At 61.7% G+C, this 26,215-nt stretch carries 21 protein-coding genes; 15 read left to right on the plus strand and 6 right to left on the minus strand.

Going from position 1 to position 26,215, the window contains the following annotated elements; translation table 11 throughout:
* Nucleotides 1-81: 81 nt before the first annotated feature.
* Nucleotides 82-1,422, plus strand: coding sequence for an MATE family efflux transporter (locus tag DM813_RS00355; RefSeq protein WP_128321469.1), 1,341 nt, complete (start codon nucleotides 82-84; stop codon nucleotides 1,420-1,422).
* A 92-nt stretch (nucleotides 1,423-1,514) separates the two neighbouring features.
* Here DM813_RS00355 and speA read toward each other — a convergent pair whose 3' ends face one another.
* The 4 genes from speA to DM813_RS00375 form a co-directional block, all read right to left on the minus strand.
* Nucleotides 1,515-3,428, minus strand: coding sequence for an arginine decarboxylase (speA, locus tag DM813_RS00360; RefSeq protein ID WP_128321470.1), 1,914 nt, complete (start codon nucleotides 3,426-3,428; stop codon nucleotides 1,515-1,517).
* Nucleotides 3,429-3,581: 153 nt separating this feature from the next.
* Nucleotides 3,582-3,953 carry a translation initiation factor Sui1 gene (locus DM813_RS00365; RefSeq protein WP_010221702.1) on the minus strand — a complete coding sequence of 124 codons (372 nt, stop codon included), beginning with the start codon at nucleotides 3,951-3,953 and terminating at the stop codon, nucleotides 3,582-3,584.
* 194 nt (nucleotides 3,954-4,147) lie between these two features.
* Nucleotides 4,148-4,684: an NUDIX hydrolase gene (locus DM813_RS00370; RefSeq protein WP_128321471.1), complete on the minus strand. Its 537-nt coding sequence runs from the start codon at nucleotides 4,682-4,684 to the stop codon at nucleotides 4,148-4,150.
* Nucleotides 4,685-4,687: 3 nt separating this feature from the next.
* Nucleotides 4,688-5,761, minus strand: a complete 1,074-nt coding sequence (locus DM813_RS00375; protein ID WP_128321472.1) for a DUF2333 family protein — start codon at nucleotides 5,759-5,761, stop codon at nucleotides 4,688-4,690.
* A 280-nt stretch (nucleotides 5,762-6,041) separates the two neighbouring features.
* On the opposite strand from DM813_RS00375, the gene DM813_RS00380 reads away from it, so the two are divergent.
* From DM813_RS00380 to DM813_RS00450, 14 genes are all read left to right on the plus strand, one after another.
* Complete coding sequence (locus DM813_RS00380) at nucleotides 6,042-7,655, plus strand: response regulator (RefSeq protein ID WP_128321473.1); 1,614 nt, start codon at nucleotides 6,042-6,044, stop codon at nucleotides 7,653-7,655.
* 1,294 nt (nucleotides 7,656-8,949) lie between these two features.
* The gene (locus DM813_RS28850; protein WP_420066445.1) at nucleotides 8,950-9,729 is read left to right on the plus strand and encodes a methyl-accepting chemotaxis protein; all 780 of its coding nucleotides are present in this window, start codon (nucleotides 8,950-8,952) and stop codon (nucleotides 9,727-9,729) included.
* 188 nt (nucleotides 9,730-9,917) lie between these two features.
* Nucleotides 9,918-11,705 carry a protein-disulfide reductase DsbD gene (locus tag DM813_RS00390; protein WP_128321475.1) on the plus strand — a complete coding sequence of 596 codons (1,788 nt, stop codon included), beginning with the start codon at nucleotides 9,918-9,920 and terminating at the stop codon, nucleotides 11,703-11,705.
* A gap of 173 nt (nucleotides 11,706-11,878) precedes the next feature.
* Nucleotides 11,879-12,331: a type II 3-dehydroquinate dehydratase gene (gene aroQ, locus DM813_RS00395; protein ID WP_028945755.1), complete on the plus strand. Its 453-nt coding sequence runs from the start codon at nucleotides 11,879-11,881 to the stop codon at nucleotides 12,329-12,331.
* Between the two features lie 98 nt (nucleotides 12,332-12,429).
* Nucleotides 12,430-12,885, plus strand: coding sequence for an acetyl-CoA carboxylase biotin carboxyl carrier protein (gene accB, locus DM813_RS00400; protein WP_128321476.1), 456 nt, complete (start codon nucleotides 12,430-12,432; stop codon nucleotides 12,883-12,885).
* 17 nt (nucleotides 12,886-12,902) lie between these two features.
* Nucleotides 12,903-14,258 (plus strand): acetyl-CoA carboxylase biotin carboxylase subunit, encoded by a 1,356-nt coding sequence (gene accC / locus DM813_RS00405; protein WP_128321477.1) that lies wholly within the window; start codon nucleotides 12,903-12,905, stop codon nucleotides 14,256-14,258.
* A gap of 174 nt (nucleotides 14,259-14,432) precedes the next feature.
* A complete protein-coding gene (gene prmA / locus DM813_RS00410; RefSeq protein ID WP_128321478.1) occupies nucleotides 14,433-15,311 on the plus strand; it encodes a 50S ribosomal protein L11 methyltransferase in 879 nt (292 codons plus the stop codon).
* 40 nt (nucleotides 15,312-15,351) lie between these two features.
* Complete coding sequence (locus DM813_RS00415; RefSeq protein ID WP_128321479.1) at nucleotides 15,352-16,626, plus strand: DUF3426 domain-containing protein; 1,275 nt, start codon at nucleotides 15,352-15,354, stop codon at nucleotides 16,624-16,626.
* A gap of 212 nt (nucleotides 16,627-16,838) precedes the next feature.
* Nucleotides 16,839-17,852, plus strand: coding sequence for a tRNA dihydrouridine synthase DusB (gene dusB, locus DM813_RS00425; RefSeq protein WP_128321480.1), 1,014 nt, complete (start codon nucleotides 16,839-16,841; stop codon nucleotides 17,850-17,852).
* Nucleotides 17,849-18,169, plus strand: coding sequence for a DNA-binding transcriptional regulator Fis (gene fis, locus DM813_RS00430; protein ID WP_003186237.1), 321 nt, complete (start codon nucleotides 17,849-17,851; stop codon nucleotides 18,167-18,169). Before dusB ends, fis begins: the two co-directional genes overlap by 4 nt.
* 82 nt (nucleotides 18,170-18,251) lie before the next feature.
* Entirely contained in the window at nucleotides 18,252-19,859 is a 1,608-nt protein-coding gene (purH, locus tag DM813_RS00435) for a bifunctional phosphoribosylaminoimidazolecarboxamide formyltransferase/IMP cyclohydrolase (protein WP_128321481.1), read from the plus strand.
* A 120-nt stretch (nucleotides 19,860-19,979) separates the two neighbouring features.
* Complete coding sequence (gene purD / locus DM813_RS00440) at nucleotides 19,980-21,275, plus strand: phosphoribosylamine--glycine ligase (protein WP_128321482.1); 1,296 nt, start codon at nucleotides 19,980-19,982, stop codon at nucleotides 21,273-21,275.
* 135 nt (nucleotides 21,276-21,410) lie between these two features.
* Nucleotides 21,411-24,182: a hybrid sensor histidine kinase/response regulator gene (locus tag DM813_RS00445; RefSeq protein ID WP_128321483.1), complete on the plus strand. Its 2,772-nt coding sequence runs from the start codon at nucleotides 21,411-21,413 to the stop codon at nucleotides 24,180-24,182.
* A 54-nt stretch (nucleotides 24,183-24,236) separates the two neighbouring features.
* A complete protein-coding gene (locus DM813_RS00450; protein WP_128321484.1) occupies nucleotides 24,237-24,833 on the plus strand; it encodes a MarC family protein in 597 nt (198 codons plus the stop codon).
* Here the strand turns inward: DM813_RS00450 and DM813_RS00455 are convergent.
* Both DM813_RS00455 and DM813_RS00460 read right to left on the minus strand, forming a co-directional pair.
* Entirely contained in the window at nucleotides 24,811-25,482 is a 672-nt protein-coding gene (locus DM813_RS00455; protein ID WP_128321485.1) for a hypothetical protein, read from the minus strand. The two genes, DM813_RS00450 and DM813_RS00455, sit on opposite strands and share 23 nt — an antisense overlap.
* On the minus strand, nucleotides 25,479-26,174 hold the full coding sequence (locus tag DM813_RS00460; RefSeq protein WP_128321486.1) for a hypothetical protein: 696 nt from the start codon (nucleotides 26,172-26,174) through the stop codon (nucleotides 25,479-25,481). Before DM813_RS00460 ends, DM813_RS00455 begins: the two co-directional genes overlap by 4 nt.
* Nucleotides 26,175-26,215: the final 41 nt, after the last annotated feature.

Genomic DNA, 26,215 nt, shown 5'->3' on the forward strand with positions numbered 1-26,215 from the left:
GGGGTGCTGGACACAGATCAGTACACAACTGCATCAAGCGCCGCCGCAACGGCTACAATGCCCGGCCTGCCTGGAGCCGACATGTCCCGATTGCTGACCGACTGGCGCGACCGCCCTACCCACCGCAAGGTCTGGGCATTGGCGGCGCCGATGATTCTCTCCAACATTTCCGTGCCGCTGGTGGCGCTGGTCGACAGTGCCGTGATCGGCCACCTGCCCCATGCCCATCAACTGGGTGCCGTGGCGGTGGGGGCCAGCCTGTATACCTTCCTGGCCTTTCTGATGGGCTTTTTGCGCATGGGCTCCACCGGCTTTGCCGCCCAGGCGGCCGGGCGTGCCGACGGCGCAGCGTTGCGTCAGGTGCTGGTGCAGGGCTTGCTGTTGGCGTTGCTGTTCGCCCTGTTGCTGGGGCTGCTGGCCCTGCCCTTCAGCCAGTTGGCCCTGCAATTGATGCAGCCGTCGGCAGCGCTGGAGCAGTCCACCCGGGAGTTCTTCCATACCCGCTTGCTGGGCCTGCCAGCGGCGCTGGCCAGTTTTGCCCTGGTCGGCTGGTTTCTCGGCACCCAGAACGCCCGGGCACCGCTGGCGATTCTGCTGACCACCAACCTGCTCAACATTGTCTTGAACCTGTGGTTCGTGCTCGGTCTGGACTGGGGTGTGCTGGGGTCGGCGCGGGCGTCGGTGATTGCCGAGTGGAGTGCCGCCCTGCTCGGCCTGGCGCTGACTCGTCCGGCCTTGCGGGCCTACCCGGGGCAGATCGTCTGGGCACTGCTGGCCCGCTGGCAAAGCTGGCGCCCCTTGCTGGCCGTCAACCGCGACATCTTCATTCGCAGCCTGGCCCTGCAGGGGGTGTTCTTCCTGATCACCGTGCAAGGCGCACGCCTGGGTGAAGACACCGTCGCCGCCAACGCGCTGTTGCTCAATGGCCTGCTGCTCACCGCCTACGCCCTGGACGGCCTGGCCCATGCGGTCGAGGCCCTGTGCGGCCATGCCATCGGTGCTGGCGACCGACCAGCGCTGCGTCGTTCGCTGACCGTGGCCTGTGGTTGGTCATTGCTGGCCAGTGCCGGCTTTGCCGTGCTGTTTCTGTTCGGCGGGCACCTGTTCATCAACCTGCAAACCGACATTGCCAGTGTGCGCGACACGGCCTACCAGTACCTGCCCTACCTGGCGTTACTGCCGCTGGTGGCAGTGTGGAGTTACTTGCTCGATGGGTTGTTCATTGGCGCAACGCGCGCGCGCGAGATGCGCAACGGCATGTTGATCAGCGTCGTCGTGGCCTTGCCGATTGCCTTTGCCGCCACAGGGCTGGGCAACCACGGGCTGTGGCTGGCGTTTTTGCTGTTCATGGCATTGCGCGGGGTGACGCTGGGGGTGATGGGCTGGCGGCTGCAGCGGCGGGATGGGTGGTTTGGCCGGTAATATTGCCGCTCAATCGCAGGCTATCGCCAGCTCCCACAGGATCGATGGGGTTCCTCAAGAACCCTGTGGGAGCGGGTTTACCCGCGAAGGGATCAGCTCGACAGGTAGGACGAGCGCGTCAGCCCCAGACGCAAGGCGTCGAGGAACTGGGTCTTCTCGCGCGCCGTGATCTTGGCGCTGGCGCACTTGTCACGGTAGTGAGTCATCAACTCCTCCGGCGACAGGTGCACATAACGCAGCATGTCCTCGATGGTGTCATGGGTCTCGATACCGGCGTGGTAAACGCTGCCGTTGGGGTTCTGGTAGATGTTCACCGAGTCGGTGTCACCGAACAGGTTGTGCATGTCACCAAGAATTTCCTGGTAGGCACCGACCAGGAATACGCCGAGCAGATAATCCTCTCCTTCCTTGACCGTATGCACCGGCATGCTGGTCTCAATACTCTGCTCGTCAACGTACTGGTTGATCTTGCCGTCGGAGTCGCAGGTCAGGTCCTGCAGCACCGCGCGGCGCATGGGCTCCTCGTCCAGACGGTGAAGCGGAATGATCGGCAGCACCTGACCGATGGCCCAGGTGTCCGGCAAGCTCTGGAACACAGAGAAGTTGCAGATGTATTTGTCGGCGAGCTTGTCGTTGAGCTCGTCGAGTACCTGGCGGTGCGAGCGCTGGCGGGCCTTGAGCGAGTTGTGCAGGCGCCGGCAGACGGCGAAATAGCACTGCTCCGCCAGGGCCTTTTCGGCCAGGCTGATCTTGCCATCGGCATACTGCGCGGCCACGTCACCCATGTAGTGGGTAGCGCGCCAGTAGGTCTCGGTGACCATCTCGATATCGGTCGGGCCCAGCAGGTCGGCGAGCCACTGCACGGTCTCGGGCAGGCTTTCCTTGTTCTCGATCACCGGCACTTCATCGTTGTGGCTCTCGACGTCGGTCACCTGGATCACCAGCATGGCATGGTGCGCGGTGAGCGAACGGCCGCTTTCGGAGAAGATGTGCGGGTGTGGCAAGCCCTGCGCGTCGCAGAACTCTTTCAGCATACCGACGACGACACCGGCGTAGTCGTCCATGTCGTAGTTGATCGAGCTGGCATTGCGCGAATGGGTACCATCGTAGTCCACGCCCAGGCCACCGCCGACGTCGATATGGTCGACCGGCAGGCCCAACGCACGCAGTTCGCCGTAGTAACGGATCGCTTCCTTGAAGCCATGCTGGTAGTCCGCCAGGTTGGCAATCTGCGAGCCCATGTGGAAGTGCAGCAGGCGGATGCCCTGGTCCAGGCCGGCATCGCGAAAGCGCTGCACCACCGAGATCAGTTGCGCCGCCGACAGGCCGAACTTGGACTTTTCGCCACCGGTATCGGCCCACTTGCTCGATGCCAACGACGACAGGCGTACTCGCAGGCCGACCTGTGGCTTGACCTTGAGCTCGGCCGCTTCTTCGATCACCAGGGCCACTTCCGACTCTTTCTCGATGACGATGAAGACGTTGTGACCAAGCTTCTGGCCCATTAGCGCCAGGCGAATGAACTCACGGTCCTTGTAGCCGTTGCAGACGATGGTGCCTCCTTTCGGCGCCAGCGCCAGCACGGCCAGCAGCTCGGGCTTGGAGCCGGCTTCAAGGCCGATGGAGACGTTCTGGGTGGCAATGATGTTCTCGACCACTGCTTCCTGCTGGTTGACCTTGATCGGGTACAGCGCGGTGTACTGGCTCTGGTACTCCAGGCGCGCGATGTTGGCATCGAAGGCACCCGTCAGCTGACGCACGCGGTCTTGCAGGATGTCCGGGAAGCGGACCAGCAGTGGCAGCGACAGGCCGCTCTTGCGCAGCTCGTCGACTTGTTCGTACAGGTCGATCGGCGCGCTGCCAGGCCCGTTCGGGCGAACTTCGACGCGCCCGGCCTCGTTGATTGCGAAGTAACCGGCCCCCCAATGGCGAATACCGTAAACACTGCGGCTGTCCGCAACTGTCCATTGGCTGCCATCGTCTTTGCGTGTGCGTCGTACGGACATTGAAGTCCCCTATATAAAAAGTCGAATAACACCGCCCCGCAGGTGGCGGGCTCAGTGTAAAGCCTGGAAATGACGATTTTCCGTGTTCAGGGATAGACCCTTCCTACGGGAACGAGTTTAGAAAGCGAACTGCAAAAAATCGCGATGCGGTCTTCAGCCGCCGGACTTTTTCGCTTTGAAGCCTTGCTTGATCAGCTCCGCCAACAACAGCTCGACGTGATCGCCCTGGATTTCGATGACCCCGTCTTTCAACGCGCCTCCGGTTCCGCAGCGGCGCTTGAGCGTGCTGGCGAGATCCTTGAGCTGTTCCAGGGGCAGCGGTACACCGCTGATGGTCGTCACCGTCTTGCCGCCACGGCCCTTGCTTTCGCGGCGCACGCGAGCAATGCCATCGCCTTCGGGGATGAGCGTCTGTTTGCAGATGCAGGCATCTATGGGTTTGCTGCAGTCCGGACAATGCCGACCTGCATCAGTGGAGAACACCAGGCCACCCAGGGCGGCGAATGATGCGGCTTTCTTGGCCACTTTTGATCCTCGTAACGTGAGGACAAAAACTGGTCGGCGCCCCGGGCAGGGTACCGACCGCGAAGCCCCACTCTGGCAGGGGCAGCGCAACTGCCGACACAGGGTACGGCAGCCTTAAAAGGCCGCGCAGTGTAACGATAAATGCCGCCGCTGCTAAGTACAAAACTGCGCCATTTTGCATGTGATTCGCGACGTCAGGCCCGGCGGTCGATGTAGCGTTGCAAGGCGGCGAGCGAATCGGGGCAGTAAGGCTGTTGCCGACTGTCGGCCAGGGCCTGCTCGAGCGGCAGGAAACGGGCTTCGCTGACCTCCTCGGGCTGCAGGCGCAATGGCCCGTCCCAGACAGCCGAGAACACCGCACACCAGAGGCGGTTGCCAGGCTGATCGAAGAAGAAGCGCTCGTGCGCTGTCAGCTCGACCCCGGCCACACCCAGCTCTTCTTCCAGCTCCCGCGCGGCCGACTCGGCAAAACTCTCGTCCGCCTGGACCATGCCACCGGCAGCCACATCCCAATAGCCGGGGTAGATGGCCTTGCTCTCGGTGCGCCGGTGTACGCACAGTTCACCGGCCGAGTTGAACAGCAGAATGTAGGTGCCGCGCCCGATCAGGCCCTTCTCGCGCAACTCGGCGCGAGGCAAGGCGCCCAGCGGTTGGTCGTGCTCGTCGACCCAGGCGATCAACTCGGCGTCGGAGGCCGCGCGGTGCGCCGCCTCCTGCTTGGAAATGCTCACCGCTTAGCCCTGCGACAGCAGCTGACGCAGGTCGATCACGGCGGCATTGGCGCGGGAAATGTAATTGGCCATGACCAGCGAGTGGTTGGCCCACATGCCGAAGCCGCTGCCATTCAGCACCATCGGGCTCCACAGCGGCTCCTGGGAAGCCTCCAGCTCACGGATGATCTGGCGCACGCTGACAGTAGCGTTCTTCTTCGCCAGTACGTCGGCAAAGTCCACTTCGATGGCGCGCAGCAGGTGCGACAAGGCCCACGCCTGACCACGGGCTTCATAGAAGACGTTGTCGATCTGCAGCCACGGCGTCTCGACCACCTCCTCATCCAGTTGCGGCGCTTGCCCGGCGACCACGCTTTCGGTCTTCAGGGTGCTGTTGAGCTTGACCCGGCCAACGCTGGCCGACAGCCGCTGCGACAGTGAGCCCAGGCGGGTGGCAACGTCGCCCAGCCAGTTGTTGAGGTTGTCGGCACGGGTGTAGAACAGCGCGCCCGCCTGATCCGGTGCAGACAGACGCTTCTGGTAGCGGCTCAGGGAGTTGATGCCTTCCTGGAACTCCGACTCGCTCGACGGCAGGATCCAGCTCTTGTTGTCGAAGTTGAAGCGCGGTTCGGCCTTGGCCAGGTCAGCGTCCTCAGTGGACTGCGACTGCGAACGCGCGAAGTCCTTGCGCAGCGCCCGGCTCAGGTCGCGAACCTGGACCAGCACGCCATATTCCCAGCTGGGCATGTTGTCCATCCACAGGCCCGGTGGAAAACGGTCGTTGGAAATGTAACCGCCCGGCTTGTTCAGCAAGGTACCGGCAACAGTCTTGAGGGTTTCGACCGTGGTGTAGCCAACCACCATCTGATGGCCGCTTTTCTCGGCTGCCGCCTGGGCATTCTGCTGCACCGGAAACAGGTCGGGTTCAGCGCTCCAGTACCAGCCCAGGCCAATGCACACCAAGAGGTACAGGCCAATCAGCGTGCCCAGTGCACGGCTGAAAAACAACCCGCCAAAGTAACTGCGGGTGGCAGCACCGCGCGGTTCGACACGCTCGCGCGCCTCGGCTTTGCCTGTACGGTTTTTCCAGTCCAGCATGGCGTTGTCCTTTCTGTCACGTCGGTTCAAGGGGTTCGACCGCAACCCCCGGGCTTCGTGCCGGCGCAGTGCGTTTTTTACCGCCGCGCCGCTTGCCGGGGTCAGCAAGTATCGCAGCACTATAAATCAAGCACGCCCGTTCGCATAAGTGACTATAGAGTCAGTTAATGAATGAGCGGAGTTGTACAGTAAATTGATACAAGGCACTCGATTGTCCAGAAAGTGGTGCTAGCATAGAGCCATTACTCGAACTGCCTCACCCTTAATAAGTAGTCAGGACATGACCGAGCCAGAAGACCCCAATCGTGAGCGCCTCAAGCAACACTTTGCCCAGCGGGTCATTCACCAGGCTCGGCAGATACTCGAGATCTGGCAGCGCCTGCAGCGCAGCGAATGGTCGACCGCCGACCTCGGAGAACTGCGCGAGGCCACGCTGCGCCTGCAACGCTATGCAGAACGCTTCGAACAGCCTGAACACTGCGAACTGGCTGAGGCTATCGGTCAAACGCTGAGCGCCATCGAGGCCAACAGTGCGCGCCTGAGCAGCCCGCTGATCAGCGAACTCAACCGCCTGATGCAGCGCCTGTCGCGCACCGGCTTGCGCCAGGGCGACCAGCTTGAACATGTGCCCTTGCCGCCATTGCGCAAACCGGTCTACATCATGCTCCAGGACCATGACCGGGCCGAGCGTCTGGCGCAGCAACTGGAGTTCTTCGGCCTGGGTGTACAAGCCTTGTACAGTGCTGAAGCGTTTCGCGCGTCCATGAGCGAGCGTCTGCCCTCGGCCATCGTCATGGATGTCGACTTCACCGGCAGCGGCATCGGCCTGCAACTGGCCGCCCAAGCGCAGCAAGGCCTCGAGCAACCGGTACCGCTGCTGTTTTTCAGCCTGCATGAAACCGACACACCCACACGCCTGGCTGCGGTACGCGCCGGCGGCCTGGAGTTCCTCACCGGCACACTGGAAGCGTCAAGCCTGCTGGAAAAAGTCGAACTGTTGACCAGTGTTACCCAATACGAGCCCTTCAAGGTGCTGATTATTGACGACTCCCGGGCCCAGGCCCTGCACACCGAGCGCCTGCTCAACAGTGCCGGTATCGTCACACGGGCGCTCACCGATCCGATCCGCACCATGGCCGAGCTGGCCGACTTTCAGCCCGACCTGATCATCCTCGACATGTACATGCCCGCCTGCACGGGCGTAGAGCTGGCCAAAGTGATTCGGCACAATGACCGCTATGTCAGCGTGCCGATCATCTACCTGTCAGCTGAAGACGACCTCGACAAACAACTGGACGCCATGAGTGAAGGCGGCGATGACTTCCTGACCAAGCCGATCCGCTCGCGCCAGCTGGTTACCACGGTACGCAACCGCGCAGCCCGGGCGCGCAACCTCAAGGCGCGGATGGTGCGCGACAGCCTGACTGGCCTGTACAACCACACCCATATCCTGCAACTGCTCGAAGACTGCAGCTTTCGCGCCCGCCGCGAAGACAAGCCGTTGAGCTTCGCCATGCTCGACATCGACCACTTCAAGAAGGTCAACGACAGCCACGGCCACCCCATGGGCGACCGCGTGATCAAGAGCCTGGCGCTGTTTCTCAAGCAGCGGCTGCGCAAGACCGACTTCATTGGCCGCTACGGCGGTGAAGAGTTTGCCATTGTCATGCCCAACACCGATCTGGCCGCCGCTCACCAGGTGCTGGATGAAATTCGCTGCCGCTTCGCCGAAATTCATTACCCGGCGCAACCACGGGACCTGTCCTGCACCTTCAGCGCCGGCGTCGTGCAACTGAGCGACGGGCTGGACGCCCTGAGAATGGCGACCCTCGCCGACGAGGCGCTGTACCGGGCCAAAGGCGCCGGGCGCAACCGGGTGCAATGCGTCGATTAACTCAAGGCAAAGTGCCACTTTTTTTAATCGAGCGCCCAGCTTCGTCATAACCCGGTCATAAAACCGCAATATCTTCAGGGGCTTACCATTCGGCCGTTGGTAGATCCCGGACATGCGCCTGAAGCTGCTCACCAATTTCAACACCCTGTTGCTGGTCACCGTGTGTATCGCCCTTGGCGCCACGTTGTGGTGGTCGCAACGCGCTCTGGAGCGTCCCTACCAGATCATGGAGCGCTACCTGTCGCTGTCGCAGCAATTCCAGAACCAGGCAGCGCGCAACATCGAAGAGTACCTGAGCAGCGGCGATGCCCTGCGCCACGCCACGGCCGTTCAGGCAACTGCCGCCCTGCAGGAATCGCTCCAGCAACTGCCCGACGCGCTGTCGGCCACCTTGACGCCGAGCCTGGACAGCCTGCAGCGCTTTACCGCCAATGAACTGCTGTCAGCCGGCAAACTGGCCGGTGACCCGCAGGCGCTGCTATTGCAGGCCGAACGCGAACTGGGAGCAAACCTCGAGCAACTGGCCAGTTACACCCAGGGCAGCAACAGCACCGAAGCAGCAAGTTATGCGCCGCTGCTGCTACGCGCCACATTGCACCTGTCGCGTCTGACGCTGGCCCGCGAAAAGCTGGTCAGCAGTGGCCGTAGCGAACTGGCCGCTGAAGTAGAGCGAGAGCTTGCGCAGATCAGTGCTCAGGCCGAGGCACTGGAGGCGCTGCCGCTGCTCGGCGTTACCGCCGCCCGCGAGTCCGGCGCCGACGACTTTGCCGCGCTCATGGGGCTGGAGGCGCAGGGGAGCGGTGAGGCCGAAGACACCGGCATCGCCCTCAAGCGTGAGCTGAACAGCCTGCTTAAACGCTACCCGGGCGAGCTGCTACGCACCCGCGAACAAATCCAGCGCCGCAGCGAACTGGCCACCAGCACCCATCAACAGATTGCTGCTGTGCAACAGGCCATTGCGGCCCTGGAGCCCCTGGTGCGTAGCCAGCACGCCGCCATCCAGAACGAAGTACGGCTGATTCAGGGTTTGATGATCGGCCTGATTCTGTTGATTGCCCTGCTTATCGATACCTTGCAGCGACGCCTGGCCAGGGTGCTGACCAACCTTGCACCCGCCTTGTCGCGCTGGACCGAAGGCGATTTCAGCCAGCCAATTGCGTTGGGCAAGAGCAACCGCGAAATTCACGATATTCAGGACTCCCTCAACCGCCTGCGTCTGTACCTGGTGGAGCTGGTCGGCACCATCCGCAACAACGCCGAACAAGTGGCGGGCAGCAGCCACGCCCTGGCCGGCATGAGCAGCGCCCTGCACGAAGGCGCCGAGCGTCAGGCCGGTGACACCGCGCAGATACGCGACGCCCTGGGTGAACTGGAAGCCACCATCGTTCAGGTAGCCGGTGACGCCAGCCAGGCAGCCGATGCCAGCCGTGATGCCGGACGTGCCGTGGAGCAAGGCCAGGCGGTAATCGGCCAGAGCCTTGCCGGGCTGCGCGCACTGGTGGATGAAGTGCAGGGCAATGCACAGATGATCGAGCAACTGGCGGAGGAGTCCGGGACCATCGGCGGCGTGCTCACCGTGATTCGCTCGATTGCCGAGCAAACCAACCTGCTGGCGCTGAACGCTGCCATTGAAGCGGCACGCGCCGGAGAAATGGGTCGCGGCTTTGCCGTGGTTGCCGAAGAAGTACGTTCCCTGGCCCAGCGCACCACCGGCGCCACCGGCGAAATTCAGACCTTGATCGGTCGCCTGCAGCAGGCTGCCCGCGAATCGGTCGAGGGCATGCGTGCCCAGCTTGAACACGCCGAGGCGACTGCAAACCAGGCGCAGGCGGCTGACGGAGCGCTGGACGAAATCGTCGCGGCGATCCAGACCATCGCCGATACCGCCGTGCGTATTGCTGACGTTACAGCTCAGCAGAGTGGCGCAGTCAGTGAAATTCGCGATCACAGCGAGCGCATCCATGACCTGGGCGAAGACAACCTGCAGCGTATCGGTGAAGGGCGGGAACAAGGCGAACAGCTGCTCAGGCTGGGCGGCGAGCTGAACACTGCAGTACGGACCTTCCGGGTCTGATCCGAACCTGAATTTTGCAGGCGCTGGCGAAGCCTGCGATCGAGCGCGCAGCGGTCGCCGTTGTTTACCGCCAGCAAGGGCCCGGAGCTGCTGCGCAGCCCATCGCGGATAAATCCGCTCCTACAGGGTTGCGGCGGGGCGGGACGCAGTCCGTTATCATGCAGGCACTTTTGTACTGCGAGACCGCCATGCGCCGCCTGCTTTTACTCCTGACTCTGCTCCTGGCCTTGCCCGCCGTCGGCGCCGGCCTGCTCGACAACCGGCCCAGCGCCACCCTGGGTGCGTCATCGCTGAACAACAGCGCCGATTTCCTGCCGGTACACGAAGCCTTCAAGCTCAGCCTGGTGCAAAGCGATGCCCACAGCATCAAGCTGCGCTTCGTCGCAACCGAAGGTTATTACCTGTATCGGCATCGCTTCCAGTTCCACACCGAACCCGCCGATATCGCCCTGGGCACGGCGCAGATCCCCGCGGGCGAGGCCAAGCATGACGAGTTTTTTGGCAACGTCGAGGTCTACCACGGCATTGTCGATATCGACATCCCCCGCCCTGCCAGCGACAACCGCGCCTTTACCCTGCTGGTTGGCTACCAGGGCTGCGCCGACAAAGGCCTGTGCTATCCACCGGAAACCGCACGCCTGAGCATCGACGGCAGCGGCACCGTGCAGCCGGCCAGCGCCGGTACCAGCGTCAAGGCGTGGACCTGGAAAGAACTGCTGCTGTTCTTCCTCGCCGGTGTCGGCCTGACCTTCACCCCGTGCGTCCTGCCGATGCTGCCGATCCTGTCTGGCGTAGTGCTGCGCGGCCAGGTCGGGGGCCTGCGCGGTTTCAGCCTGTCGCTGGCCTACGTGCTGCCTATGGCCGCGTGCTTTGCCCTGCTCGGCGCCCTGATGGGCCTGTTTGGCGCCAGCATGAACCTGCAGGCGCGACTGCAATCGGCCTGGGTGCTGGTGCCGTTCTCGCTGTTCTTTGTACTGTTTGCGCTGGCCATGTTCGGCCTGTTCGAACTGAAGCTGCCGCATGCCATCAGCCATCGCCTGGAGCGCCTGGTGGGCCAGACCAAAGGCGGATCGCTGCTCGGTGCGGCCATTCTCGGGATATTTTCCAGCCTGCTGGTATCGCCCTGCGTGTCGGCCCCCCTGGCCGGCGCGCTGCTGTATATCAGTGCCAGCGGTGATGCGCTGGGCGGCGCCCTGAAGCTGTTTGCCCTCGGGCTGGGCATGGGCGCCCCGCTACTGCTGGTGGCCACTGGCGGTGCCGCCTGGTTGCCGAAAAGCGGGCCTTGGCTGGTCACAGTAAAAAATGCCATTGGCGTGCTGTTGCTGGGCCTGGCCATCGCCCTTCTGAGCCGGGTATTGCCAGGGCAGATCACCTTGCTGCTGGTGGGCCTGTTGAGTGCCGGTGTTGCCCTGTTCCTCGGCACCCTGGAGTTCACGGTGAAAACCACGCTGCAGCGTCTGGCGCAATTGCTTGGCCTGGTACTTCTGGCCTATGCCCTGGCGTGCTGGTACGGCGCCCTGAGTGGCCAGACCGATCCACTGCGTCCGCTGCCCCAAGCCGCTGCAATGCGAGTTGAAAGCAACGCGCCGGTGGCGACGCAGGCCGACTGGAGGACCATTACCACCCCCGCCGCCCTCGACAGTGCCCTGGCCCAGGCCAAGGCTGACGGAAAACCGGTGGTGCTGGACTGGTACGCCGACTGGTGCATCAGCTGCAAAGTCATCGAGCATGAGGTACTCACCGCTCCGGCTGTCAAACAGCAGCTCCAGGGCTACACGCTGTTGCGCTTCGACATCACCGAAAGCAACGCCGAACAGCGCGCCCTGCTCGACCGCTACCAGCTGTTCGGACCGCCAGCGCTGCTGTTCTTTGCTGCGAACGGCAGCGAAAAAATCGCTGATCGGGTAGTAGGTGAGACAAACGCCGTCGAATTTGCTGAGCATCTGACGCGCATTCGCAGCGATCTGGGTCTATAACTTCTTCTGGCCGTACAAACGCCGCCATCGATGACCGAAATTAATAAGTTAGTCACATATTTGCCGTGAATCTCGGTCATCGTGCTGGCTATTGCCGGTAACTGGACACTGCCCGGCGGTTTACGGCATAGTCGCCGCGCAACGTTTGTGCCTAACGACAAAAGGAAACACAGATGGCAACGCTACTGGTGCTGCACGGCCCCAACCTGAACCTGCTCGGTACCCGTGAACCGGGTGTCTACGGCGCCGTTACCCTGGCCCAGATCAACCAGGACCTGGAGCAGCGCGCCCGCGCCGCCGGCCATCACCTGCAGTACCTGCAAAGCAATGCCGAGTACGAACTGATCGACCGCATCCATGCTGCGCGCAGCGAAGGCGTCGACTTTATCCTGATCAATCCGGCGGCTTTCACACATACAAGTGTCGCATTACGTGACGCGTTGCTGGCGGTGAGCATCCCATTCATCGAAGTGCATCTGTCCAACGTGCACAAACGCGAACCTTTTCGCCATCACTCCTACTTTTCCGATGTCGCCGTAGGGGTGATTTGCGGCCTGGGCGCCAGCGGTTACCGGCTGGCCCTGGAGTCTGCCCTGGAACACCTGGCTGCTAACGCGAAGCCCTGATGACGAGAACCTGGCCACCAGGCCAGGGCTCACAAGAAACGTTTACTTACACGTTTTTGTATTTACGCCCCTGACCGAACCTTGGGAGTTGATGATTAATGGATATCCGTAAAGTCAAGAAACTGATCGAACTGCTGGAAGAGTCTGGCATCGACGAGCTGGAGATCAAGGAAGGCGAGGAATCCGTACGGATCAGCCGTCACAGCAAGACCCCGGCCCAACAGTACTACGCACCTGCGCCAGTTGCTGCTGCCCCGGTTGCCGCGCCTGCCGCCGCCGCACCAGCCGCCGCCGAAGCCCCGGCCGCACCAAAACTGAACGGCACCGTTGCCCGTTCGCCAATGGTCGGTACCTTCTACCGCAAGGCCTCGCCTACCTCGCCAGCCTTCGTTGAAGTCGGCCAGACCGTGAAGAAAGGCGACACCCTGTGCATCGTCGAAGCCATGAAGATGATGAACCACATCGAAGCTGAAACCAGCGGTGTGATCGAATCCATCCTGGTAGAAGACGGTCAGCCGGTTGAGTTCGACCAGCCGCTGTTCACCATCGTTTGAACCGCGGAGAGCCAACGATGTCTGCGAAGCTGGAAAAAGTCCTGATTGCCAACCGTGGGGAAATTGCCCTGCGGATCCTGCGTGCCTGTAAAGAGCTGGGCATCAAGACCGTCGCCGTACACTCCACGGCTGACCGTGAACTGATGCACCTGGGCCTGGCCGACGAGTCGGTGTGCATTGGCCCCGCCTCCTCCAAGGACTCCTACCTGCACATTCCGGCGATCATCGCCGCCGCAGAAGTGACCGGCGCCACCGCTATCCACCCAGGCTACGGCTTCCTCGCCGAAAACGCCGATTTCGCCGAACAGGTGGAGAACTCCGGCTTCGCCTTCATCGGCCCGAAAGCCGACACCATTCGCCTGATGGGCGACAAGGTTTCGGCCAAGGACGCGATGATCAAGACCGGCGTTCCGACCGTTCCGGGTTCCGACGGCCCGCTGCCGGAAGACGAAGAAACCGCGCTGGCCATTGCCCGCGAGGTTGGCTACCCGGTGATCATCAAGGCCGCCGGTGGCGGTGGTGGTCGCGGCATGCGCGTCGTGCACAAGGAAGAAGACCTGATCGCCTCGGCCAAGCTGACCCGCACCGAAGCCGGTGCTGCGTTCGGCAACCCGATGGTGTACCTGGAAAAGTTCCTGACCAACCCACGCCACGTGGAAGTCCAGGTACTGTCCGACGGTCAAGGCAACGCCGTACACCTGGGTGACCGCGATTGCTCGCTGCAGCGCCGCCACCAGAAGGTCCTGGAAGAAGCGCCAGCACCGGGTATCGACGAAAAAGCCCGCCAGGAAGTGTTCAAGCGCTGTGTCGATGCCTGCATCGAGATCGGCTACCGTGGCGCTGGCACCTTCGAGTTCCTCTACGAGAACGGCCGTTTCTACTTCATCGAAATGAACACCCGTGTTCAGGTGGAGCACCCGGTTTCGGAGATGGTCACCGGTATCGACATCGTCAAGGAGATGCTCAGCATCGCCGCTGGCAACAAGCTGTCGTTCCGCCAGGAAGACGTCGTAATCCGTGGTCACTCCCTGGAGTGCCGGATCAACGCCGAAGACCCGCGCAAGTTCATCCCGAGCCCAGGCACGGTCAAGCACTTCCACGCCCCGGGTGGCAACGGCGTTCGCGTCGACTCGCACCTGTACAGCGGTTATTCGGTTCCGCCGAACTACGACTCGCTGATCGGCAAGCTGATCACCTACGGCAAAGACCGTGACGAAGCCATGGCACGCATGCGCAATGCCCTGGACGAAATCGTCGTCGACGGCATCAAGACCAACATCCCGCTGCACCGCGACCTGGTGCGCGATGAAGGTTTCTGCAAAGGTGGCGTCAACATTCACTATCTGGAACACAAACTGGCTAACCAGGACTGATCTTGAAGTGAAGTGAAAAAGACCCCGGCCCATTGGCCGGGGTCTTTTTTTTATCCGCAGGCCTTGTCGCCATCCCCCGTCATGCTCTTCATTACAAACCCCTCGTACTCAAGTAAACTGGCGGGCTTCTCGCAGCCTCGGGCTGCCCCGTAGATTTTTTCAAAGGTGCCCGCCATGCCTTGGCTGCAAGTACGTCTGGCCATCAGCCCGGAACAAGCCGAAACCTATGAAGATGCCCTGCTCGAAGTAGGCGCGGTTTCGGTCACCTTCATGGACGCCGAAGACCAGCCCATCTTCGAACCGGACCTCAACACCACCCCGCTGTGGTCGCACACCCACCTGCTCGCCCTGTTCGAAGCCGATACCGATGCCAAAGCGGTGTTCGCACACCTGCAGCTGCTGACCGGCACCGAACTGCCGGAACACCAGGCCGAAGTGATCGAAGACCAGGACTGGGAGCGCAGCTGGATGGACAACTTCCAGCCCATGCGCTTCGGCCAGCGGCTGTGGATCGTGCCAAGCTGGCACGCCGCACCAGAGCCGGAGGCTGTCAATCTGCTGCTCGATCCGGGCCTGGCGTTCGGCACCGGCACTCACCCGACCACCGCGCTGTGCCTGGAGTGGCTCGATGGCCAGGACCTGAATGGCACCCAGGTGCTCGACTTCGGTTGCGGTTCCGGGATTCTGGCCATCGCTGCCCTGCTACTGGGTGCCCGCGAAGCCGTCGGCACCGACATCGACGTCCAGGCCCTGGAAGCCTCGCGCGACAACGCCGGGCGCAACGGTATCGCCGACGAGAAATTCGCCCTGTACCTGCCCGAGCACATGCCAGCAATGCAGGCCGACGTACTGGTCGCCAACATTCTCGCCGGCCCGCTGGTTGCCCTCGCGCCCCAGCTCTCTGGCCTGGTACGCCCGGGTGGCCTGCTGGCCTTGTCCGGCATCCTCGCCGAGCAGGGCGAAGAGGTGGCTGCCGCCTACGCCAAGGACTTCGAGCTGGACCCGATCACTGTTCGCGACGGCTGGGTACGCATCAGTGGTCGCCGCCGCTAAGTGCGCCTAGAATAAACTTCTGCATAACCCGGACCGCCGCATGACCGACAGTTTCGTCACCCAGTGCCCGCATTGCCAGACCAGCTTTCGCGTCAGCCACAATCAGTTGAGTGTGGCCCGCGGCGTGGTGCGCTGCGGCGCCTGCATGCAGGTGTTCAACGCGGCCAAGCAGCTGCTGGAGCAAAGCGCGGCGCAACAGCCCGCTGCCGCGCCCGCGCCTGCCGAAGTGGAAGCCCCGACGCCGGCGCCTTCACCCGAGCGGCACGACTGGAGCGCTGCCGAACTTGATCTGGACCAACTTGATCTGGATGAGGAGCTGGCGCGCCTGGAGCAACGGGAAATCCAGCCGATTACCGAGCTTAAGGGCACCGGCCCTCGCGAGGAGAGCCTCAGTGCCCATCGCGACGAGCCGGAAAGCGATGATCAGGTCTGGCCCGACAGCTTGTTCAGCACCCCCAGCGATGAGCGTGAAGAACAGCATGAGGCGCTCGATGAGCCGCAGCCGCCACTGATCGAGCAGGAGCCCCTGGACCTGGCCCCAGCGCCCGGAGAACGCACCGAACCCTCGCTGTCACTTGACCCGGACATCCTCGATGACGACCTGGAGGAGGCGCCCAGCCATCCTCACGGGTTCGCGGTCGAGCATGACGAACCACCGATCGAACGCCTGTCGGCGAACGAGCCGGATGACGACCTGGATTCACCCCAGGTCGACCCGCACGAGCGTCACGAGCCCGGCCTGGGTCCGATTAGCAGCCGCCCTGCACGCAAGGAGCCTCTGCTCGACCTGGTCGACGACCCGCTGCAGCTGGACTGGCAGAAACCCAAGGCCCACTGGGGCAAGCGTCTGCTGTGGATCTTGTTGATTCTGCTGGCCGCTGCAGCCCTCGCAGGCCAGTACATCTGGTACCACTTCGACGAGCTGGCCCGCCAGGACCAGTACCGCCCCTGGTTCCAGCAGATCTGCCCACAGGTCGGCTGCCAGGTCCCTTCGCGGGTCGATATCGCCCGAATAAAAAGCAGCAACCTGGTGGTGCGTAGCCACCCCGATTTCAATGGCGCACTGATCGTCGATGCGATCATCTACAACCGCGCCCCTTTCACCCAGCCGTTTCCGCTGCTGGAGCTGCGTTTTGCCGATCTCAACGGTCAGTTGATCGCCAGCCGGCGCTTCAAACCTACCGAGTACCTCAGTGGTGAATTGGCCGGCAAGGGTGAAATGCCCAGCCAGGTGCCGATTCATATCGCCCTGGACATCCTCGACCCGGGTCCGAAAGCGGTCAATTACAGCCTGAGCTTCCGTTCGCCGGAATAGGTGCAAAGCCGCAGACAGCAAGGTTCAAGCCACAGTAATCAGCAGGCCGTGCGTCGGTCTGCTTTTACTTATGGCCTGAACCTTGCCACTCGCGCCGGCACGCCAGTTGTTCAGATTTTATCCAAATCTATCTTTATCCGGTCACCGAGAGCGGGTATCATGCCAACCCTTTTTCGAACTCTAATGATCCGGCCCCACAACAGGGAACTCCTATGTCGGCGGTACGCATCGGCCCATACACACTGCAGAACAATCTGATTCTTGCCCCGATGGCCGGGGTCACGGACCAGCCATTCCGTCAGCTATGCCGACGAATGGGTGCAGGCCTGGTGGTGTCGGAGATGGTCAGCAGCGACATGAGCCTGTGGAACAGCCGCAAGTCGCGCCTGCGCATGATTCACGATGGTGATCCCGAGCCACGCTCGGTACAGATCGCCGGTGGTGACGCGCAGATGCTCGCAGCTGCCGCCGTGGCCAACGTCGAGGCCGGCGCACAGATCATCGACATCAACATGGGCTGTCCTGCAAAAAAAGTCTGCAACAAGGCTGCAGGCTCTGCTTTATTGAAAGATGAAGCCTTGGTCAGCGAGATCCTCCATGCGGTTGTTGCCGCCGTGGATGTACCGGTCACGCTGAAAATCCGCACGGGTTGGGACAGGGAGAACAAAAACGGGCTGACGGTAGCAAGAATTGCCGAGCAGGCCGGTATCCAGGCATTGGCGGTACACGGGCGAACCCGTGCCGACCTTTACACTGGCGACGCCGAGTACGACACCATCGCAGCCATCAAGCAGGCGGTGTCGATCCCGGTGTTTGCCAACGGCGACATCACCTCGCCAGAAAAAGCCCAGGCCGTGCTACAGGCGACCGGGGCCGATGGTCTGCTGATCGGCAGGGCTGCCCAGGGGCGGCCATGGATCTTTCGCGAGATCGAGCATTACCTGCGCACCGGCGAGCAATTGCCAGCGCCGCAGCTGGAAGAAGTGGAACGTATTCTGCTGGAACACCTGGCCGCGCTACACGCCTTTTATGGCGATGTGATGGGCGTACGCATCGCCCGCAAGCATGTCGGCTGGTACCTGGCAACACTTCCGGGCGCAAAGGAGTTTCGCGCCCAGTTCAATCGTTTGGAAGATACGCAAGCGCAGTGCGCCGACGTTCGCGGTTTTTTCCGCGATCGTGAACAGAGCCTTGAGACAGAGGACGGACAAGGGGTGGCCGCATGACGATGATGACCGAGACTTTAGTGAGTGGAACAACGCCCGTGAGCGACAACGTCAACCTGAAACAGCACCTGAATACACCGAGCGAAGAAGGTCAGACCCTTCGCGGCAGTGTGGAAAAGGCGCTGCACAACTATTTCGCCCATCTCGAGGGCGCGGCCGTCACGGACGTGTACAACCTGGTGCTCTCGGAAGTCGAAGCGCCCTTGCTCGAAAGCGTGATGAACTACGTCAAGGGCAACCAGACCAAAGCCAGCGAGCTGCTCGGGCTCAACCGCGGCACCTTGCGCAAAAAGCTCAAACAGTACGATTTGTTGTAAGCAAGCATCCAAACCAGAAAAGGCGGCTCCCATTCGATGAGGTCGCCTTTTTTGCTGACTCCACCGCGTTATGGAATCTGAAATGACCGACCAGACTACCCGCCTGCCGATCCGCCGCGCCTTGATCAGTGTTTCCGACAAGACCGGGATCCTTGAATTCGCCCGTGAGCTGCAACAGCTTGGCGTCGAGATCCTGTCCACCGGCGGCACCTTCAAGCTGCTCCAGGACAACGGCGTTGCCGCGGTGGAAGTTGCCGACTACACCGGTTTTGCCGAAATGATGGACGGCCGGGTCAAGACCCTGCACCCGAAAATCCACGGTGGCATCCTGGGCCGTCGCGGCACCGACGACGCCATCATGGCCGAGCACGGCATCAAGCCGATCGACCTGGTTGCCGTCAACCTGTACCCGTTCGAAGCCACCATCTCCAAGCCGGGTTGCGACCTGCCGACCGCGATCGAAAACATCGACATCGGCGGCCCGACCATGGTCCGCTCCGCGGCCAAGAACCACAAAGACGTCGCTATCGTGGTCAATGCCAGCGACTACGGTCAGGTTCTGGAAAGCCTCAAGGCTGGCGGCCTGACCTACGCCCAGCGCTTCGACCTGATGCTCAAGGCCTTTGAGCACACCGCCGCCTACGACGGCATGATCGCCAACTACATGGGCACTGTGAACCAGGCCGCCGAGACCCTGTCGACCTCCGGTCGCAGCGAGTTCCCGCGCACCTTCAACAGCCAGTTCGTCAAAGCCCAGGAAATGCGTTACGGCGAGAACCCGCACCAGAGCGCGGCGTTCTATGTCGAAGCCAAGCCTGCCGAGGCCGGTATCGCTACCGCGGTACAGTTGCAGGGCAAAGAGCTGTCCTACAACAACGTGGCTGACACCGACGCTGCCCTGGAGTGCGTGAAGAGCTTCGTCAAGCCGGCCTGCGTCATCGTCAAGCACGCCAACCCGTGCGGCGTGGCAGTGAGCCCGGACGCCGAAGGCGGCATCCGCCAGGCGTATGAGCTGGCCTACGCCACCGACACCGAGTCGGCATTCGGCGGCATCATCGCCTTCAACCGCGAACTGGACGCAGAAACCGCCAAAGCCATCGTCGAGCGTCAGTTCGTCGAAGTGATCATCGCCCCGAGCGTCAGCGAAGAAGCCCGCGCCGTGGTTGCAGCCAAAGCCAACGTTCGTCTGCTGGCCTGCGGCCAGTGGTCGGCTGAACGTGCCGCTGCCTGGGATTACAAGCGCGTCACCGGTGGCCTGCTGGTGCAGAGCCGTGACATCGGCATGATCACCGAAGGCGACCTGAAGGTCGTTACCCAACGTGCGCCGACCGAGCAAGAGATCCACGACCTGATCTTTGCCTGGAAAGTGGCCAAGTACGTCAAATCCAACGCCATCGTCTACGCCAAGAACCGTCAGACCATCGGTGTCGGCGCCGGCCAGATGAGCCGTGTGAACTCGGCACGCATTGCCGCGATCAAGGCCGAACACGCCGGCCTGCAGGTGCAGGGCGCCGTCATGGCCTCGGATGCGTTCTTCCCGTTCCGTGACGGCATCGATAACGCAGCTAAAGTGGGTATCACGGCAGTGATCCAGCCAGGTGGCTCGATGCGTGATGCCGAAGTGATTGCGGCCGCCGACGAAGCAGGCATTGCCATGGTCTTCACCGGCATGCGCCACTTCCGTCACTAATCGTCAAACGGCCGCACTGAAGCAGACACCTGCTTCAGTGCGGCCTCGCAATGCATACACAGCAGAAGCGCAGAAAGCGTTGCTTTCTGATTGAAGAATTAGCGTCATCGAGGTTTTGACATGAATGTTTTGATTATCGGTAGCGGCGGTCGTGAACACGCCCTGGCCTGGAAAGTCGCTCAAGACCCACGGGTCGAGAAAGTCTTCGTTGCCCCGGGCAACGCCGGCACCGCCACCGAAGCCAAGTGCGAGAACGTCAACATTGACGTCACCGCCCTGGAGCAACTGGCCGACTTTGCCGAAAAGAACGTCGCCCTGACCATCGTCGGTCCTGAAGGCCCGCTGGTTGCCGGTGTGGTTGATCTGTTCCGCAGCCGCGGCCTGGATTGCTTCGGCCCAACCAAAGGCGCCGCCCAACTGGAAGGCTCCAAGGCCTTTACCAAGGACTTCCTGGCGCGCCACAAGATCCCGACTGCCGACTACCAGAACTTCACCGAGATCGAACCGGCCCTGGCCTACCTACGCAAAAAAGGCGCACCGATAGTGATCAAGGCCGACGGTCTGGCCGCCGGTAAAGGCGTGATCGTCGCCATGACCCTGGCCGAAGCCGAAGACGCCGTACGCGACATGCTCGCCGGCAACGCCTTCGGTGAAGCCGGTTCCCGTGTGGTAATCGAGGAGTTCCTCGATGGCGAAGAAGCCAGCTTCATCGTCATGGTCGATGGCCACAACGTACTGCCGATGGCCACCAGTCAGGACCACAAACGTGTCGGCGACGGCGATACCGGCCCGAACACCGGCGGCATGGGGGCCTACTCGCCAGCACCGGTGGTGACTGCCGACGTCCACCAGCGCGTCATGGACCAGGTGATCTGGCCGACCGTGCGTGGCATGGCCGAAGAAGGCAATGTCTACACCGGTTTCCTGTACGCCGGCCTGATGATCGACAAAGCTGGCAACCCGAAAGTCATCGAGTTCAACTGCCGCTTCGGCGACCCGGAAACCCAGCCGGTCATGCTGCGCCTGGAGTCGAGCCTGGTGCTGCTGATCGAAGCCGCCTTCGCCAAAGCCCTGGACAAGGTCGAGGCCCAATGGGACCCGCGTCCTAGCCTGGGCGTGGTACTGGCCGCTGGCGGCTACCCGGGTGATTACACCAAGGGTGCTGCCATCAACGGTCTGGACGCTGCCGCTAAAATCGAAGGCAAGGTGTTCCACGCCGGTACTGCACTCAAAGACGGCCAGGTTGTCTCGGCTGGCGGTCGTGTGCTCTGCGCCACCGCCCTGGGCAACACCGTCGAGTCCGCTCAGCAGCAGGCCTACCGCCTCGCCGCCGAGATCAATTGGGACGGCAGTTTCTATCGCAAGGACATTGGCTACCGCGCCATCGCCCGCGAACGTGGTGAGCATCAGGAATAACGTAGCGCCCGCCAGCAGAAGCGCCCCGGGCGTCCTGCTGACGGCTTGGCGGCGAGGCCCTCCGAGGGCCTTGCCTTCGCCTTGCTGCGCCGCGCATAGTTATCATCTGGCACGTTGCTAAAAAGGGATTTCATTGTGCGCTGGCTCAGGATCGCCATTAGCTTCACCGTCAGCTTGCTGACCCTGCTCTGCCTGACGCCGGCGTTTGCCGAGCAAGGCAGTGGGTGGTCAGTGTTGCTCGACGAACAGGCCAGCCTGCAGCTCAGCGACGTTCGCTCCGAACGCTACCGCAACCAATTCAGCCCCATCCAGCTGAACCAACTCGATGCTGCAACGCCCGACCAGGCGCTGTGGCTGCATTACCGCCTGGAACCCGGACAGCACGAACACCTGCTGCGGGTCTTCGCTCCCGATCTCTCTCGCCTTGACCTGTATGTGCTCGACGGCGACCAGCTGATCAAACAGCTGCACAACGGCCAGTCGAACGAAGACGGCGAACTGACTGTACGCAGCAGTGACCACCAACTGGCCCTGCCCAACAGTCAGCACACCCTGGACATCTACCTGCGGTTGGTCTCCGAGCATCAACTGCGCCCGAGCATCAGCCTGGAACCTACGGCCAAAGTGGCCGCCGACCAACGCCAGTCACTGCTGTTCGGCCTGCTGTTCGGCTGCCTGCTGATGCTGATGCTGCACAACCTGATCCGTTTTGCCTATTCGCGCTCCAGCACCAGCCTGAGCCTGGCGTTTTATCACGGCCTCATGCTCCTCAGCGCATTGATCCTGCTCAACTACAGCGGCCCCTGGTGGAGCCTCTGGCATTCGGCACAAACCCCAGCGGCGTACCTGACCGGGCTGCTCGCCAGCCTCGCTGGCCTGACCTTCACCCTGCGCTTTTTTGGCCCACGGGCACAGCTCCAGCTCAACCGGCTGCTGCAAGCCGAAATGATCCTGATCGGGCTGACTGGCCTGCTGCTGCTGTTCGTCGACACCCTGCCGCTCAACCTGATGACCTATGTGCTGTTCGCCCTGGGCAGCCTGAGCATGCTGCTGGTGGCCAGCTACCACTGGTACAAAGGCTATGCGCCGGCCCGCCTGTTCAGCGTGGCGATGCTGATTTTCAACATCGGCTGCCTGCTGGTCTTGCCCGCCTTGCTCGGTCTGACCCGCACGCCGACCCAATGGTTGCTGTTCATTCTTCTGGGTCTGGCCAGCCTCAGTGGCCTGCTGCTCAACCTGTCGGTCAGCGAGCGCCTGCGCAGCATCAGTGAAGAGCGTTTCAGCGCCAGCCGCGCGCTGGCTGCCAGCAACGCCGAAATCAATGCCAAGGCCGAGTTCCTGGCCAAGATCAGTCACGAAATCCGCACCCCCATGAACGGGGTACTGGGGATGACCGAGCTTCTACTGGGCACGCCGCTGTCGGTCAAGCAGCGCGACTACGTGCAAACAATCCACAGTGCCGGTAACGAACTGCTCACCTTGATCAACGAGATTCTCGATATTTCCAAGCTCGAGTCAGGGCAAATCGAGCTGGATGACGTGCAGTTTGACCTCAACGCCCTGATCGAAGATTGCCTGAGTATTTTCCGCGCCAAGGCCGAACAGCAAAATATCGAGTTGATCAGCTTTACCCAGCCGCAAGTGCCACGGGTCATTAGCGGTGATCCGACCCGCCTGCGCCAGGCCTTGTTGAGCCTGCTGGAAAACGCCCTGAAGAAAACCGAGCAAGGCGAGATCCTCCTGGTAGTGGCCCTCGACCAACGCGGCGACACACCACGCCTGCGCATTGCCGTACAGGACAGTGGCGAGGCCATGGCCCCGAGTGAGCGCGATGCGTTGCTGCAGGCCGAATTGCACAGCAAGCACTTCCTGTCCAGCAACAAGCTGGGCGGGCACCTTGGGCTGGTGATTGCCAAACAGCTGATCAACCTGATGCAGGGCGAATTCGGTATCAAGACCAGCCATGGACTGGGCAACACCCTGTGGCTGACCTTGCCACTGGACCCTCAGCGCCTTGAACAACCGGCGGCCGACCTCGACGGCCCGTTGCGCGGCGCCCGCGTTCTGGTGGTGGACGATAACGACACCTGCCGCAAGGTGCTGGTACAGCAGTGCAGCGCCTGGGGCATGAACGTCAGTGCGGTGCCTTCGGGCAAGGAAGCCCTGGCCTTGCTGCGCACCAAGGCGCACCTGCGCGATTATTTCGATGCGGTTCTGCTTGATCAGAACATGCCAGGCATGACCGGCATGCAACTGGCGGCCAAGATCAAGGAAGATCCAAGCCTGAACCACGACATTCTGCTGATCATGCTCACAGGGATCAGTAATGCCCCGAGCAAAGTCATTGCCCGCAATGCCGGGGTCAAGCGGATCCTGGCCAAACCGGTGGCGGGGTATACCCTCAAGACCACCCTGGCCGAAGAACTGGCCCAGCGTAGCAAGGAACAACCGGTCTTTGCGGCCCCAGCCAACCTGGGAGCCCCACTCAACCTGCCCAGCGACTTTCGTATTCTGGTTGCCGAAGACAACAGCATCTCGACCAAAGTGATTCGCGGCATGCTCGGCAAGCTCAGCCTGGAGCCGGATACCGCCAGCAACGGCGAAGAAGCCCTGCAGGCAATGAAAGCGCAGCGTTACGACCTGGTCCTGATGGACTGCGAAATGCCCGTTCTTGATGGCTTCTCGGCCACTCAGCAACTGCGTATATGGGAAGTCAGCAACCAGCGCAAGCGTACTCCCGTGGTTGCCCTGACCGCGCACATCCTCGCCGAACATAAAGAACGCGCACGCCTGGCAGGCATGGACGGCCACATGGCCAAGCCGGTCGAGCTGTCGCAACTGCGTGAGTTGATAGAACACTGGGTGGCGCGCCGTGAAGCCGAATCCAACCAGGTATCCACCTCGTAAGCGCCGCAAGCGCTGATACACTTCTCTGACGCCTCCCTGCCGCGAGCTCCGATCATGCTCTATGCGTTGTTCAGCGTTTACCTGAAAATGCTCGTGCTCTACAGCCCGTTCTTCGTGCTCTCCTGCTTCATCAGCCTGACCCGCGGCCACTCCAGCAAAGAGCGCAAACAACTGGCCTGGCGCGTGGCCTTTGCCGCGTTCATCGCCAGTATCATCCTGTACCTGTTCGGCAAGCTGATTTTCGGCGTGTTCGGTATCACCGCCGACGCCTTTCGCATCGGCGCGGGCAGCGTGCTGTTCATCTCGGCGCTGAACATGGCCCAAGGCAAGTCGGCAGTGCAGACCGACAGCGTCCAGCAGGACGTGACCATCGTGCCGCTAACCATCCCCCTGACAGTCGGCCCGGGCACCATCGGCGCCTTGTTGGTCATGGGCGTCAGCCAGCCCGAATGGGACGACAAACTGATGGTCATGGTCAGTATCGCGCTGGCCAGCTTCACCGTCGGCCTGGTGCTGTACCTGTCGCACCGGATTGAACGGATCCTAGGCGATCAGGGCCTGGAGATCGTCAGCCGGTTGATGGGACTGTTCGTCTGCGCGCTGGCGGCACAGATCATCTTCACCGGGATCAAGGGTTACCTGACCTTGTAAGCGGAACATGGAGAACATCGTTCAGATGTTGCCGGGCCGTACTGTTCAAGACTTTGCTACGCCACTCCTGCCTGAACAGACGAATGTTGAAGCGAACCCGTTCCAGCGCTTGAACCTCCACCTGCAGGTGACTCTCGCGCTGGGCGAACAAAAAATGCGGGGCAAAGTGCCTGGCGTTGAGTTGTTGATGGTAGAGCACGATATCGATGTGACTACCCACTCTGTTGCAGAGCAACAATTGATAGATGGCGGTATCCCGTTCCCGGCTCACCGCATTGGCGTCGAAGCAATCAAGGGCTTCACCATTCTCCGACAGGCCCTGCAATGCCTGCTGGCCAACCTGAGTCATTTGCTGCGTCGCCAGCTGTGCAATATGTGCGACCGCCTCCTCCGCCAATGGCCCAGGCTGCGGGCCCGGCACATAAGTGTCGGGGGCTGGTGTCGCATCCCACCCGAGGAACTGCAAGCGCCGCTTGTAGTTGGATAACCAGTCCATGTTCAAGCGGCTATCTCGCTCGGAGCGGGCAATGCGCTGAGCAAAAAGGTTGGCCAGGATTACATCCTGCTGATCCTCAGCGCTCAGCGTCGGCAAGAATGCCGTCAAACTGCCAGACACTACCGATGCACGTGCAACCAACGGTTCGTTCATAGCGAATCCTCCCTGACATTCAAAGGCATGACATACATGGCGCGAAGAGGCTCAAGTCGGGTTTCCAGCAATGTCCTGATACCTGCAAACACGTCTGGGAACAGTTCTCCGGTAAAGTTTCTCGTCACCTGACGGCTTACTTCCTCAATCTCCAGCGGTTGCGTTAGCCATTGCCGCTCCAGGCACTGGTGGGTTTCCAGAAAAACGCTACTGGCCAACACTTTCAAGCCAGGCAGCACCACCCTGAGCTCAAGGGCAATACGCGTAACGGGTTTAACGCCTGGCGCCTGAGTTCGCTCCAGCGCTTCTGCACCCAGCGCCTGCAATGCCGGATGAGTTTCCGGCAATGCCTGGATCATCGTCAGTGCGGCATTCAGCGTCGGTAGCAGCGATGCAGGCAAAGAACCTAACCCATGCCAGGCAATTGCCAAGGGCGTGAAGGGCACTGTAGCCGTCTCGACGTTGATCCTTTCGCCGGTTGCGCTGACAACCCACCCCAAACCGGTATGCCTGTCCATATAGGTGCCATGCCACTGCTGGTTTTCACTCAACAGCAAGAACTCGGCCGAGGCGTTGAGCCAGCAAAACAGGTGTGCGTCGATGGCATCCTGTCGTTGCTGGTCATCAAGATCCGCTGACAACAACAGCAGACAGTTTCCCGACAGTACTAATGAAAAGCGCTTTGTGTGCACCTCAAACCTCCCTGTGCAAATCAGGTTCGCCGGCGACCTGC

Origin of the sequence: Pseudomonas alkylphenolica (genome assembly GCF_004025535.1) — a bacterium.
Taxonomy (GTDB): domain Bacteria; phylum Pseudomonadota; class Gammaproteobacteria; order Pseudomonadales; family Pseudomonadaceae; genus Aquipseudomonas; species Aquipseudomonas alkylphenolica_A.